Source organism: Mucilaginibacter sp. (genome assembly GCF_041660805.1).
Taxonomy (GTDB): Bacteria; Bacteroidota; Bacteroidia; order Sphingobacteriales; family Sphingobacteriaceae; genus Mucilaginibacter.
In genome coordinates this window covers 14,155-27,243 of record NZ_JBAZVP010000039.1, presented here as the reverse complement: position 1 = coordinate 27,243, position 13,089 = coordinate 14,155, and the positions used below count along the sequence as shown (strand labels likewise).

The window sequence follows — 13,089 nt, the reverse complement described above, 5'->3', positions numbered from 1 at the left end:
TAATTATTGTTTGGTAGTTTATCTGACAGGAACAAAAAGAACAGCATCAGCGATGATAGCGCCGTCTGCGCTTTTATTTGAAACCTGTACATATGCTTTTTTTCCACGGGATAAATTATAAGACCCTAATGAGATCCACTCTCCTGATGTTTGTCCCTGAACCTGGATATCTGCCTGGTTTATTACCTTTTCTGTAGCCTTTTGCCCATCATAAACCGTAATAATAGTTTTAGCCGAAGCATTTTTTACTTTCGGAAAATAGGAATACACATGATAAGTACCGTCTTTAATCACTTCGGGACTAAATTGAACCGACCCGGCTGTTGCCGCTTTAGTAGTATCTACCAGAAAAGATGGCCCATAGCCGCCATTCTTTTCAGTTTTCCAACTACCTGCTATTTGCACGTTAGCATCTCCATTATCAACTAATAACTCTGGTGTGCTACCGTCTGCAAGGGGATTCCTTTTTAATATATTCTGAACCGCTGTTACATTTACCTGCTGTACAGGTATCTTTTTATCAATTGCCTGGCAGGCAGCTACCGCTGCAGATTGCCCCAAAACCATAAATACCGGTTCCATACGTATTGAACCATAAGCGATATGCGTGGCTGATAAACATACCGGAACAAATAAATTAGCCGCTTCTTTTTCTTTTGGGACAATAGCCCTGTAAGAAATAGGATACGGCCCAAAACCACCAACTTCTACATTGCCTTCATTTTTTACTACCCCGTTTACAACCTGGCGGTCGCAATTATGAGAATCCATTGTGTATGCAGCCATACCAACTCCGTCATTTGCTACTTCCCTGCCCTGGCAATAATGCTGGGTCATTACCAACTCGCCAATCATCCTGCGTGCCTCGCGGATGTAAAGTTGTGACGTCCAGTTATGATTGTCTGTAAATTCATCTTTCGGGTATCCCCATTTTTGCATCTCGGCCCTGATATTTTCCGGTATACGCGAATCATTACCTACAAAATACAGCAAGCCTTTTGTATAATCCTCATGCTGTTTCCAAAGGATAGCCCTCTTATTATAATCAGCATCGGGATAATCCCAGTTCATACCTATCATATCAGTAGAAAATCCACCTTTGTTGTTAATATCTGTTTTGCCATTGGGCATTATACTCCATATAAAAACATCACTAAGCACTTTCCAGGGCCTTTTTTCCTTTAAACGTAATAACAGTTCATACTTTTTAGGGTCGTAATTTTCGGGCTTAGTAATGGCAATGCGGTTTTCGGGCACATTAGTAAGTGTGATGCGAAAATTATATGCCTGAACCTTTTTATCACCAGCACCTTTTGGTTGTAACTGCAAATTGCCAATACCCCATAACAAGCCGCTTTTAGGGTCACCAGGTGTAACATATGGGTCTATCCCATCAGGAAACTGGTGCCCCTCCATCAGCTCGACACCGTTTATGGTTTCATTATACTGACTATTAGCTTCTCTGCCAACACTATAAGCAACACCTGCCAGCGCCATCAGGTCACCTTCATAAGTACAATCAATAAATACTTTTGCACGGATAGATTTACGGGTAGCAGCAGTTGGCACAACAGCATTTTCAACTACAATTTCTTTTAATTGATTTCCCGACTTGTTTACCTTAATAATCCGATTTTCATATAACACACTAAAGCCCGCCAGCTTTACGTAATCATTAAATATGCCTTCTGCTACTTTTGGTTCAAAAATCCATTGTTCAAATTTTTGATAATGTTGACCAATACGGCGGTAAAAATCTCTGGCTAGGCCGGTCACTACATATTTATTACCAATATCTGTATAACCCAATCCCCCCGAGGTCATCCCGCCTAAATGCTTACCTGGTTCAATGAGAATGACTTTTTTGCCCATCCTTTTTGCAGTATAGGCAGCAATTACACCCGCGGAAGTACCGCCATATATACATACATCTGCTTCTATAATATTTTCTTTTTGTGCCCATGCACCAGGTATGCCAATAAAGCTCAGGGCAACCAGTAAAAGGACTATGATCTTTTGATACGTCTTCATAACTATCAGTTTGTTAAATAATTGGTAAAGAAAAGCCTGCTGCTCATTAACAGCAGGCTTTAATTGGTATGCCGACAGGCCCCCGGCTTAATAGCCCGGATTTTGTGTCAGCTTTGGATTAGTAACAATCTCAATATTAGGAATTGGCCAAAGATAATCCCTGTTAGCATTGAACAGCCTGGTTTCTATTACACGCATAGCTGCTTTATTGGGTACATTATCATACTTTGCAATTCCGTTTGCATCTATAACAGGTGCGGTAGCTAATAAGCCTTTGGCTATACGGCCATAAAAAGGCCCTGGCATTACCTGTTCAGCAATTTTCCAACGACGGATATCAAAAAGCCTTACGCCTTCCATAGCCAGTTCGTATAAACGTTCTTTGTGTACAATGGACCGAAGTTCGATTTGTGATAGCCCCGATGATATTGCAGGCATATTTACGCTCGGCCTTTGGCGGACTAAATTAATAGCAGCATAAACGCTTGCATCTATCTGCCCTGCTTCTATCTTAGCTTCGGCATAGGTTAGTAAAACTTCAGCATATCTTATCAATATGATATTTAACTCAGAATTGGACACATCTACTTTGTCTGTTAAATCGACGTATTTACGCCAGCAGTAACCGGTAAAAGAAGCAAAAGGATTGATAGCGTCCTGGTTGTCAATCCTTGTTGCGGGACTGGTATTATAATTCCAGCACTTAAGACTGTCTTTATGTGTCTCGAATTGATAATTAAAATACACAGAGCCTGGCAATGCAACTGTAAAACCAAGCCTTGGGTCGCGGTTTACAAATGGTTTTGCAGGGCTATACAGTGGCGATTTATCAATTGTTAAACCATCTGTACATTCATAAGAGTCAACCAATGATTGTGATGGAACTTTATTGGCCGTACCCTGCCCGTTTCTTGATAATAAATTACGGGGTACAGAATGTGTCCTTTTTGCTGTTTTTAAATACTGCAAAGAGAGAATGATCTCTTTAGAACTTTGACCGTTATAAGTAAACAGGTCGCCGAAATTGGTATGCAGGCTGTAGGTATTTAAATCCATTACCGCCTTTGCGGCAGCAGATGCAATATCCCATTTACCATTAAATAAAGCGGCGCGGGCTTTAAAAGCAAGTGCTGCGCCCCTTGTTGCACGGCCAACATCAGCTGCACCGTAAGTAACCGGCAAGTCCTTTGCTGCCTCATCAAACTCAGTTAAAACAAAGGTTAAAACTTCATCTTTTGTATTTCTTGGGATCTGCGCTTCATTTAAAGCCAATACTTTTGTTACCAATGGTACGCCGCCATAAAGCTCAATTAAGTTTTGATAGGCATATGCCCTTGCAAAACGTGCTTCTGCAACAGACCTTGCATAAATTGCAGGCGTGGTTTTGTCTTTTACCTTACTTACGTTGTCTAATATAAAATTACACCTTGCAATAAGTTTATAAAATGAAGTCCATAGGCTTAGCGCATAATCGCTATTGCTATCTTGATTACCTCTGCCTAAAGCCTGAAGGCCACTTGTGTTACGGTCCCAGTTAATGTCTGTTGTGGCATCTATAGTAGTATTAAAGGGCATAGCATCAGTAGGGCTGATAGCCATTGCAGTATATAAACCGTTTACCGCCAGCACCAATTCATCCTGACTTGCGAAAAAAGATTCATTTGATGGGCCAGATAAGGGGTCTTTATCCAGGTAGTCTTTATTGCAAGCTGTGCCTGCCAGAACCAGGACAGTGATTAATAAATAAAACTTTATATTCTTTTTCATTTTTAAAATATTAAAAATTAGCACTTAAACCAAAACTGTAAACTTTAACCTGCGGATACACACTTACAGTTCCAACAGGCGATTCAACATCAAAGCCATCCCAAAATTTATCAAGCGTGAAGAGATTTGAACCGTTTACATATAACCGTAATTTTTTAATTCCGGCCATGCTGGATATTGAGACAGGGAATGTATAACCTAACTGTACATTTTTAAGCCTCACATAAGAAGCATCCTTCATCCAAAAGCTTGAGTTTTGCTCGTTGTTGGATTCGCCAAATGCCAGTCGTGGATATTTAGCATTAGGTGTTTCAGGTGTCCACCTGTCTTTATTAGGTTCAAGGATGGTACCGCCTAAATTACCTACGCTAAATGGCATTATACCTGGCCCATAAAGATAAGAGTTGCCTTTTCCGACACCTTGTAAAAGAAAGCTTAAATCAACACCTTTATAAGAACTGTTAAAATTAACACCAAATGTATACCGTGGAATAGTACTTCCTAAAACTACCTTATCGTTATCATTTATGAATCCGTCATTGTTTTGGTCTTTATATTTTAAATCACCCGGGGCAACCGTGCCAAATTGTTTTGCATGGCTTGCAACATCCTGGGCGTCTTTAAAAAACCCTTCTGCCTGTAAACCATAAATAGAATTGTAAGAATAACCTTCCCGGCTAACCTGAAGCCTGTTTTCGCTTATTCCACGCATATCAACCACTTTATTTATTACATCAGACAGGTTTACGTTTATGCCATACTTAAATTCATTTATATTTCCTTTATAACCTACCGCTACTTCCCATCCTTTGTTACTAACTACCCCGGCATTCTGAAATGGAGCATTTAAGCCGATAATTAAAGGGACATTTAGTAATAACAATATGTCTTTTGTTTTCCTGTTGTAGTAGTCGGCAGTTATTGTCAGGTTAGAGAACAAAACCATATCAATTCCTATATCAGACATTTCTGTAGTTTCCCAACTGATATCCGGGTTGGCCAGGTTATTAAGTGCCGCTATATTTACTATCTGTTTCCCTAAAGTACCTGATCCTAAGTCTACAGATGTTACAAATGGATAAGTCCCGATATTTTGATTACCTAAACGTCCCCATGATGCCCTTAGCTTCAACTCATCAATAACATTTTTAAGTGGCTGCATAAATTTCTCCTGAGATATGCGCCATCCGGCAGAAGCCGAAGGAAAAAAGGCATATTTATTACCTGTAGCAAAACGGGAAGACCCATCATACCGGGCATTTACTTCCAACAGATATTTTTGCTTATAATCATAATTTATCCTGCCAAAAAATGAACGCAGCGCCCATTCTTCGGATGTACCAGAAGTTTGCTGGTTCACAGCCGAACCGGTGTTTAATACCGGGTAATTTGGCAATATATAGGTATCGCGGAAAGCGCTTATATAATCATTATGGAAATCTTCCTGCGAGGCACCTAAAAGCACTTTAAGCGTATGGGCCCCAAATGCTTTATCCGCAGTAAGCGTGGCCCGCATGTTGTTATAAATTGAGCGACTGTTATTTTCTGTTAACGAAGTCAAGGCAGGCGATCTATAACCTATAGTTCCGTCGGGATAATAAGTTTGAATAGCCTTGTTAAAGTTTTTACCAATAGATTCTCCCAATTTAGGTGCTATGGTAAATTCAGCTGTAAGCCATTCTACAGGGCGATAGTTAAGGGATGCATTGATAATTCCTGATGGACTGGTAGTTTGATTAGTACCGCCGTCTATACTTGCGGCTACCGGGTTAAGGCCGTTCCAGCCGATACCCCATGTTCCGTTAGAGTTTTTTGCTAACTGGTTAGCAGGAATACCATCCATATAGTTAAACACGTTTCCTGTGCCTATAGCAGGCTCTCTGGTAATTCCGTTTACAAACTGAAGATCGAATTTCATACTCAGTTTCTTCGAAAACGTGATATCGGTATTATTACGAACGGTATAGCGCCTGTAACCCGAGTTTTCTATGATACCTTTTTGGTCAAAATAGCCTATTGATGTAAGTACACGGATATTGTCCGATCCGCCGTTGATATTTACAAAATGGCTTTGCTGAAAACCAGAACCGGTTAATACCTCTTTTTGCCAGTTCGTATTTGGATATTTATCAGAGCTTACCCCGTTTTGGCCACGGTATTGTTCAATTAAATCGTTAGGATACAACTGGGTTCTGCCTACATTGGTATAAGCTTCATTCATCAGTAGCATATGATCAAGCGCATTCACCACATCAGGCATGTTTGTTGGCTTTTGCCAACCGGCATAGCTATTATAGGTAATGGCAATTTTTTTTCCAGAACCACGCTTTGTGGTTACCAAAATAACACCGTTTGCAGCGCGTGAACCATAGATAGATGCTGATGCGGCATCTTTTAAAATGGATATAGATTCAATAATATTGGCGTCAATATTATCCATTGTACCTTCTATTCCATCTATCAGTACTAAAGGATTAGCACTACTACCATTAGCAGCATTCGGTATAGTTCCAACGCCCCTGATGCGGATAGTTCCCGCATCGCCACCCGGCCTTCCCGAGCTTTGTGTAACAGTTACCCCGGGCGCTATACCTTCTAAAGCCGCCGATGTTTGCCCAACCGGGCGGGTATCGATATCCTTACCTGATACTACCGAAACAGCACCGGTTAAATTCACTTTCTTTTGCGTTCCGTATCCTACAACTACCACTTCATTTAACGCTGAGGCTTTTTCCTTAAGCTGGATATTGATAGTGTTTCTGCCGTTTACTTCTACTTCCTGCGTGGTAAAGCCTAAATAACTAAAGATTAGTGTACCGTTCGCATCAGGGATAGTTATCGAATACCGGCCATCAGCATCGGTAGTAGTACCGGTACTTGTTCCGTTAAGTTTAATATTCACACCGGGGAGAGGCGCTCCTAAGGTATCGGTTACCCTACCCTTAATAGAAAGCGGTGGCAATGGTGCTACCAATACCTGCTTTACCGATTTAGAAAGCCTCCTTATGACCACCGTTTTTTGACTGATGGAATAAGTTAATGGCTGACCAGCAAAACATTGTTTAAGCGCATCTTCAAGAGAAACATTTTTAAACTGGGCATCAACCGGTTTAGTATCTTTCATCATTGCATCGGTATACAAAAAATTGTAATCCGTTTGCTTTCTGATCTCTTTTAAGACATCTTCAAGTGAAGCGTTTTCTTTGTGAAAGGTTACTTTTTGTGCATCTGCCGCGAGGCTTATTTGCAGAAGCATGGTAATCAAAAAAGCAAATGTTAGGTTTATTCGCATAATGATCTTTCTTTTATTTGCCGAATTGCAGCCAAAAAGCTTCAAATCTGCAACAATAAGCATTTTGTCATGGACATAAGCTGGGAGCTTATACCCGGTTTGAGTAAAAAAATTCATACATTTGAACGTTTGGTTTTTAATTGGTTATTAGATTGTTAGACGATGATTTATATGCTAATTCCAGACATTTTGAGGTTCCGCCTGCCAGCGGAACCTTCATATTTCCAGAGTACATTAAAAGTTTTTCTTAAGGCATAACTATTATCCTTTTCTTTCCCGGTTCTGCCGGATCGTTTTCTGTTTTAAAATGAACGGCCCCTGTTAATTGTAGCATATCCAATACCTGCGCTACATCTTTAAATTTTGATATTGTACCTATAAACCCTTCTTGTGTAACATTATCTTCATATTGAATATTGACATCATACCATCTGGATACCTGGCGCATGATGCTGCCGATATTTTCATGTGAGAAAATAAAATAGCCATTTTTCCAGGCAATAGCCTGAGTAGCATCTACATCTGAGACTTGAATTTTAGCCCCAACCTTTGCCTGTTGGCCTGGCTTTAAAAGCTGTGAGTTATTAGTTTTGGATTGAACTACTTTTACGCTGCCCTCTAATAAAGTTGTATTTATAGTAGTTTCATCAGCATAGGCATTAATATTAAAATGAGTGCCCAATACCTCAACCGTTTGATTATTTGTAATTACCTTAAATGGTATACGGCCACCCTCACGTCCTGCAACCGCCGGGCCGGTAAGTTTTGCTACTTCAAAGTACGCCTCTCCCGTTAGTTCAACTACACGTTCGTTATTTGAAAATGCAGCCGGGAATTTCAATGAAGAGGCGGCATTAAGCCATACTTTACTTCCGTCAGATAAAGTAACCTGATATTGCCCGCCACGAGGGGTGGTAATAGTGTTATATAAAACCGGAGTATTGGAGCTTAAGGTGTTTGATGCATTGTATATAATTTTGCCGCCAATTGCTTTCCGGATATCAATATTAGCCTGTTTGGCCAATATACCGTTCTGTGCATCACCCAATATAATATGTGAACCATCGGCAAGGGTAAGTACAGCCTTATTGCCACCCGGAAGAATTTGATTTTTTGATGTGGTTTTAGCTGCTGCAATTTCCTGCTTTTTACTATCCGGAGATGAAAGAAAATATATTGCAGTTGAAGCAATCACTAAAAAAACAGCTGCTACAGAAGCTATCTTTTTAAAAGATGGCCACAGCATTTTTACAGGTTTAACTTGTTGATCTTTCTTGCCTAACTCATCAATCCCTGCCTCAATACGGCTGGCCAGATGCGGATACAGCACTGGCTCTTCATTTAGATTCCTTTGAACAACAAACTGATATTTATCAATTATTTGCTGCACCTGGTCTAAAGGTGCAGTGTTTAACCATTCAATAAATAATTCATGTTCCTGTTCTGTATGGCGGTTAGCCATATATTTTTCAAGGAACTCATTAAGTGATTTTTCGTCCATCATTATTGCAGAGACGAACGAACAGAACAAAAGAACCCCTCAGGGTGTATCTTTTTTTAATTTAATATTATAGCTGTCATTATTCGCAGTCTATCATACACCTTATTCATATTTAACCTATCGGCGCAATGCGGGGAGCCAAATTAAGATACCACTTTCTGATCTGATAGCTGTAGACTGTCTTTGGTCTTCCAAAGCAACAAAACGAGCGCGATCACGGCCGCCGCGCCGATGTTCAGCGCGATGAACAGCCCGATGGCTTGCCACACATTTAAATTCTGTTGCTGTTGCCCGCTGAGATATAACCAAGACGTCGGCGTATGACTGAACGTGAACAGAAAAGAGTTGGTAAAATTATTTCCCCAATGGATCCCGATCACCAGCCAGATACTGCCCGAACGAAGCAGCGCCGTCGAGAACATCAGATAACCCACGAACAGCCCGACCGCATAAAAAAGCACGTTGACGAAATTACCGCCCCACACATCATGCAGGGAAATAAAAAAAAGGCCGAACGCTACCGTAGCCACCCATTTATTGGTCAGCCGGATCAACTTATTATAACAGTAGCCGACCACGATAAAGTCCTGCACCGCCGCGGTCGGGAAGACCCACCAAAATGCCTTCAGTAGACCGTTCCAGTCCGTCGTGTGGCTGACCACAATGTGATCGCCCCTGACCAGCGTACCCACATAGAACGACAACAGAAACGAGCCCATACCCAGCAGCAGCCCGGCCGGTATCAATAGCAAGTGCCCGCGCTTCAGATCGAAACCCAGCGCAGTGAGGTTTTTGTTTTCGGAGCGGTACAACAGCCACGTGACCAGGATGACCAGCAACAGGCCTGCTGGTATGTAAGGCAGGTGAATAAAACCACTGCCGATCAGCGCGGCAGCAAGTAATACAGCGCCCACGACCAGGCGCGTCCAATCAGGATAAGTACGGAACAGGTTTTTCATGCAAGGGCCAAATTACTACCTTCGCAAGCAGATCCAGGTACCTTTAATGTAAATGTCGTCCAAATGTCGCTGAATGTCCTTCCCGAAACACCCCCGCTGACGCGTGAGCAGACCGCCCGGCTGGTCAGGGAAGCGCGCCTCAAAAAGCCGCTGACCCAAAAAGAACTGGCCGATCTGGCCGGTATCAGCCTCCGCTCGCTCCAACGCATCGAGAACGCAGAGGTATTGCCACGGGCCTACACGTGGCGCCAACTGGCTGCGCATATCGACCTGATGCACGTACCTGCGACGGCCCCCAAACCCAACCTGGCCCGCAAATGGATATTAAGTGTCAGTTCGCTCGTGGGGCTGGTACTGGCTTTCTCCGCCTATGTGATCCAGTCGCCCACCTTTCCCGAAACGCTATTCGAGAGCTTACTAATGCTGCTCGCCGGCTGCATCATCTATGGCATTATCCTTTACCGTATCTGGGATTAAGACAGGATATGCTTAAGGTCGGGACTATTGCGCACTATATCTCTTTTTGTCAATTTATAGCAGCAAATCGATGTGGAAGATTAACGATGAATAAGGTGTATGATAAACTGTGAATTGTTACAATCGCAACTAAGGTTTAAGGACAGTTTTTTCTTTATTAAGACTTATTACAATTCAAAAAGAGAGATAAATAGCCCTAAAAACAGCGTGAGCTCGGCATGCTTTTGCAGGTAAGATTTGACGAAGTGCAAACCCGTATATAGTTGTTTTTTTACAACAAATTTGGAGATGTCCAATCTTTCTGCGATCTCATCAAGGCTAAGATCTTCTTTAGTACGCATTTCAACTATTAGCTTTCTCTTCTCGGGAAGAAGATTTATTGCATCCTGGGCTATTTGATAATATTCGCCGTAAATAATATCAGATTCAAGTCCTTCTACAGATTCTTCTGTACCGTCTTTGATCATCAAGAATATCTTTTCCCGGGTTTGGTTTCTCCTTATCTCATCAAGCATAAGGTTTTTGGCGCATTGGTATAAGTAGGCTTTAAAGCAGGTTATGTTTTTTAACGATGCGCGGCGCTCCCATATTTTTATAAAGACATTTTGAACGATATCTTCGCTTGTCTCCTTTGATTTGGTAAACAAGTATATATAGCGATAAAGGCTATTAATATATCGTGAATAAAGGACAGTAAAGGCTGTGCGCTCGCCTTCAATAATACGTAGTATTAGTGTCCTTTCATCTTCATGTCCGGTCATTTAATAATTAGGTTAAATAATAATTGGTAACCAAATGTAATGAATAATTTACATTAACAACATATTTTATGTCGTTTGCATTTTAACATCATTCTTGCCGAATTTTTACAGATAAATCGACTGAACCAAAACTATAGCATTACAGATATGCCATTATAAATTTAAAGTAGTAAGAGCTCAATGTGCTCAGAGTTGAGCAGCAACCAATACATCTTAATGTTATTTTTATTTATTAATAAGCTTTAAAGCTTCATTTATATAATATAAACCTTTATTGGAATAGTTTAACGATAAAGCAAACCCATGGCCCCGGGCGTCCATTTTCAGTAACGACCTTTTAAGAATATTGATCACCTTTTCAGGTTCATGTTTTGGATAAAAATCCTCGTATTGAAATTCAAGGAAAACCAGGCACAGTGCATTTTCCATAACCTGTACTTCTGCATCAACTTTGATTTTTTGTTTCAAAATTATTTGAGTAACCCTATTAATCTGCTCAGCCCCGTATCCTAAATGCTGTAAAATTGTTGCAACTATTTCTGCATGGTGTTTAGCCAAATCTTTGCGCCATTGTAAATAGGCTTCCCTTCCTTCGGGATAACTATCGCGCGGAATTTCCCACCGACCTATATGCTGACTACGGGAAGCCAGTAAAAGCGCCTCACTTGCGTCTGGCGCCAGTTTCAAAACCCATTCGTATAATTTAAGCGCTAAAATGTATTCCTGTGGATATGCTGTACCGTCCAACGTAAAAACGTTAGGATCTGCTTTATTGTAATTGTCAAATTGCTCAAATGCAGTGGTTAATTTGTCCATATTCTACTAAAATACTTATTAAGACGCGGCTATCATCTTTTCTACAAGTAAAAAGTTTTCTTTTGATGCTTCACAAACCGGACAGGCATATTCAATAAGCGATTCAAATTCTGTATAAGGCGCAATTCCGTTAACCAGGTCACCGTAAGATTTATCATAAATAGTTAAACAGCTCTTGCATTGGTAAACAATATGCTTTACAATTTCAGTATCGTTTTGTTCTACCTCGTTTTCTAATGTACTTAATGCTCCGCTATTATCACTTAATGTTAAGTGATAATAGTTACACAGGCTTATGAGGCATTGTGCCAGGTCATTTTGTGATACATTATCTTTATAATTGACCAAATCTTTTGAGTTTGGATTGAAATCCTTTGAATGCAAAATATCAAATAGCTCCCCCCTTTGCTTTCGTATAATTATGGAGCCGGGTAACCCGGTTTTAGGTTGCATTTTTATAGCGAAGCCGAGCCTGTACGTTCTTAAGTCATGTTCTTCAAATTCTCTTACAAGCTGTTTTTTTAACTCAAGGCTTTTGCTGCATAAATTTTCCAGTTGCCAGTTCAATTCATTTGCTGCGTGCCTTATATTCACCCGGTATTTATTTAAGATTGCACCCCATTGGGCACGGTCGGCTTCATTTATTCCTTTTATTAATAATGATTTCCAGGGGGTAGTATACAATTGCCCTACGCGCGTTTTAAGGCATAAAGCGCATATGTCTTTTAAAAACTCTAATGGATAAACCTCATTTCGGCGATAAACACCCAGCCAATATTTATTATTGGCATATTTATTAAAGCCTTCGTAATATGGCAAGTAAAAATCAGGGAGTTTAAGTGGTTCGGTTACTGGCTGGTCGCCAAAAGTATTACCGGCCATAACCATCTTAAAAAACAGTTGATGCTTAATTTCCGGCTGATCGTAAAACAAGTGCCTGTTATTTAATATAGTATTTTCTACTACCTTACTTATAACCGGGATATCATCAGAATATATAAGTGAAGGCCAGCAATAACTGCTGTTGGTTTTAGGGAACCGGATGTATAAAAACCAATAGTTACTTATATTAGATGTTATAAAATTTAAATTTCCGCTAAAAAAAGGCACAAAAGTTTGATTATTGTCCACAAGGTTGATTTTTAACCTGGGTACAAAATCAAACAGGTCGAATATATCTTTATAAACCCCTTCTTTAATCCAACTCTCCACATTAAAAATGGCATCTGTTACATAGGAACTGAGAATGTTAGGGAAATCATCTTTATCAATTTCATAGTTGATCTCAGCCTGCATCAAATCTGTTCTTATATCTTCAAGCCTATCCGCATCTATATAAAAAAATAATTGCTGCCGATTACCAATACTTACTGTTGTTGCCCCGGCATTTGAAGCAATTATCAATATCTCATACATATCTCCCGCTGATGCAACACCACCAGGCAGATTTATTTTTATACAATATTGGTTTTTTACCTCCATTTG

Annotated in this window: 9 protein-coding genes; 1 reads left to right on the top strand and 8 read right to left on the bottom strand. The window is 40.4% G+C overall.

All coding sequences use genetic code 11. From position 1 onward, the window contains the following. Positions 1-18: 18 nt before the first annotated feature. From WC743_RS25645 to WC743_RS25625, 5 genes are all read right to left on the bottom strand, one after another. Positions 19-2,031, bottom strand: coding sequence for an FAD-dependent oxidoreductase (locus WC743_RS25645; RefSeq protein WP_373016408.1), 2,013 nt, complete (start codon positions 2,029-2,031; stop codon positions 19-21). A gap of 87 nt (positions 2,032-2,118) precedes the next feature. Continuing rightward, the gene (locus WC743_RS25640) at positions 2,119-3,798 is read right to left on the bottom strand and encodes a RagB/SusD family nutrient uptake outer membrane protein (RefSeq protein WP_373016407.1); all 1,680 of its coding nucleotides are present in this window, start codon (positions 3,796-3,798) and stop codon (positions 2,119-2,121) included. A 10-nt stretch (positions 3,799-3,808) separates the two neighbouring features. Continuing rightward, on the bottom strand, positions 3,809-7,207 hold the full coding sequence (locus WC743_RS25635) for a TonB-dependent receptor (RefSeq protein WP_373016406.1): 3,399 nt from the start codon (positions 7,205-7,207) through the stop codon (positions 3,809-3,811). A gap of 130 nt (positions 7,208-7,337) precedes the next feature. Continuing rightward, positions 7,338-8,594, bottom strand: a complete 1,257-nt coding sequence (locus tag WC743_RS25630) for a FecR family protein (RefSeq protein WP_373016405.1) — start codon at positions 8,592-8,594, stop codon at positions 7,338-7,340. A 140-nt stretch (positions 8,595-8,734) separates the two neighbouring features. Beyond that, positions 8,735-9,550: a type II CAAX prenyl endopeptidase Rce1 family protein gene (locus tag WC743_RS25625; protein WP_373016404.1), complete on the bottom strand. Its 816-nt coding sequence runs from the start codon at positions 9,548-9,550 to the stop codon at positions 8,735-8,737. A 63-nt stretch (positions 9,551-9,613) separates the two neighbouring features. On the opposite strand from WC743_RS25625, the gene WC743_RS25620 reads away from it, so the two are divergent. Then, positions 9,614-10,027 carry a multiprotein-bridging factor 1 family protein gene (locus tag WC743_RS25620; RefSeq protein WP_373016403.1) on the top strand — a complete coding sequence of 138 codons (414 nt, stop codon included), beginning with the start codon at positions 9,614-9,616 and terminating at the stop codon, positions 10,025-10,027. 167 nt (positions 10,028-10,194) lie between these two features. On the opposite strand, the gene WC743_RS25615 is transcribed toward WC743_RS25620, so the two are convergent. The 3 genes from WC743_RS25615 to WC743_RS25605 form a co-directional block, all read right to left on the bottom strand. Beyond that, a complete protein-coding gene (locus WC743_RS25615) occupies positions 10,195-10,788 on the bottom strand; it encodes an RNA polymerase sigma factor (RefSeq protein ID WP_373016402.1) in 594 nt (197 codons plus the stop codon). 225 nt (positions 10,789-11,013) lie between these two features. Further along, entirely contained in the window at positions 11,014-11,604 is a 591-nt protein-coding gene (locus tag WC743_RS25610; RefSeq protein ID WP_373016401.1) for a DUF4202 domain-containing protein, read from the bottom strand. Positions 11,605-11,622: 18 nt separating this feature from the next. Continuing rightward, positions 11,623-13,086, bottom strand: coding sequence for a rubredoxin (locus WC743_RS25605; protein WP_373016400.1), 1,464 nt, complete (start codon positions 13,084-13,086; stop codon positions 11,623-11,625). Between the last annotated feature and the right edge of the window lie 3 nt (positions 13,087-13,089).

Excerpts from the sequence above, each read along its gene's own strand:
- WC743_RS25645 (WP_373016408.1), bottom strand. The coding sequence starts at position 2,031 with ATGAAGACGTATCAAAAGATCATAGTCCTTTTACTGGTTGCCCTGAGC.
- WC743_RS25640 (WP_373016407.1), bottom strand. The coding sequence starts at position 3,798 with ATGAAAAAGAATATAAAGTTTTATTTATTAATCACTGTCCTGGTTCTG.
- WC743_RS25635 (WP_373016406.1), bottom strand. The coding sequence starts at position 7,207 with ATGAATTTTTTTACTCAAACCGGGTATAAGCTCCCAGCTTATGTCCAT.
- WC743_RS25630 (WP_373016405.1), bottom strand. The coding sequence starts at position 8,594 with ATGATGGACGAAAAATCACTTAATGAGTTCCTTGAAAAATATATGGCT.
- WC743_RS25625 (WP_373016404.1), bottom strand. The coding sequence starts at position 9,550 with ATGAAAAACCTGTTCCGTACTTATCCTGATTGGACGCGCCTGGTCGTG.
- WC743_RS25620 (WP_373016403.1), top strand. The coding sequence starts at position 9,614 with ATGTCGCTGAATGTCCTTCCCGAAACACCCCCGCTGACGCGTGAGCAG.
- WC743_RS25615 (WP_373016402.1), bottom strand. The coding sequence starts at position 10,788 with ATGACCGGACATGAAGATGAAAGGACACTAATACTACGTATTATTGAA.
- WC743_RS25610 (WP_373016401.1), bottom strand. The coding sequence starts at position 11,604 with ATGGACAAATTAACCACTGCATTTGAGCAATTTGACAATTACAATAAA.
- WC743_RS25605 (WP_373016400.1), bottom strand. The coding sequence starts at position 13,086 with ATGGAGGTAAAAAACCAATATTGTATAAAAATAAATCTGCCTGGTGGT.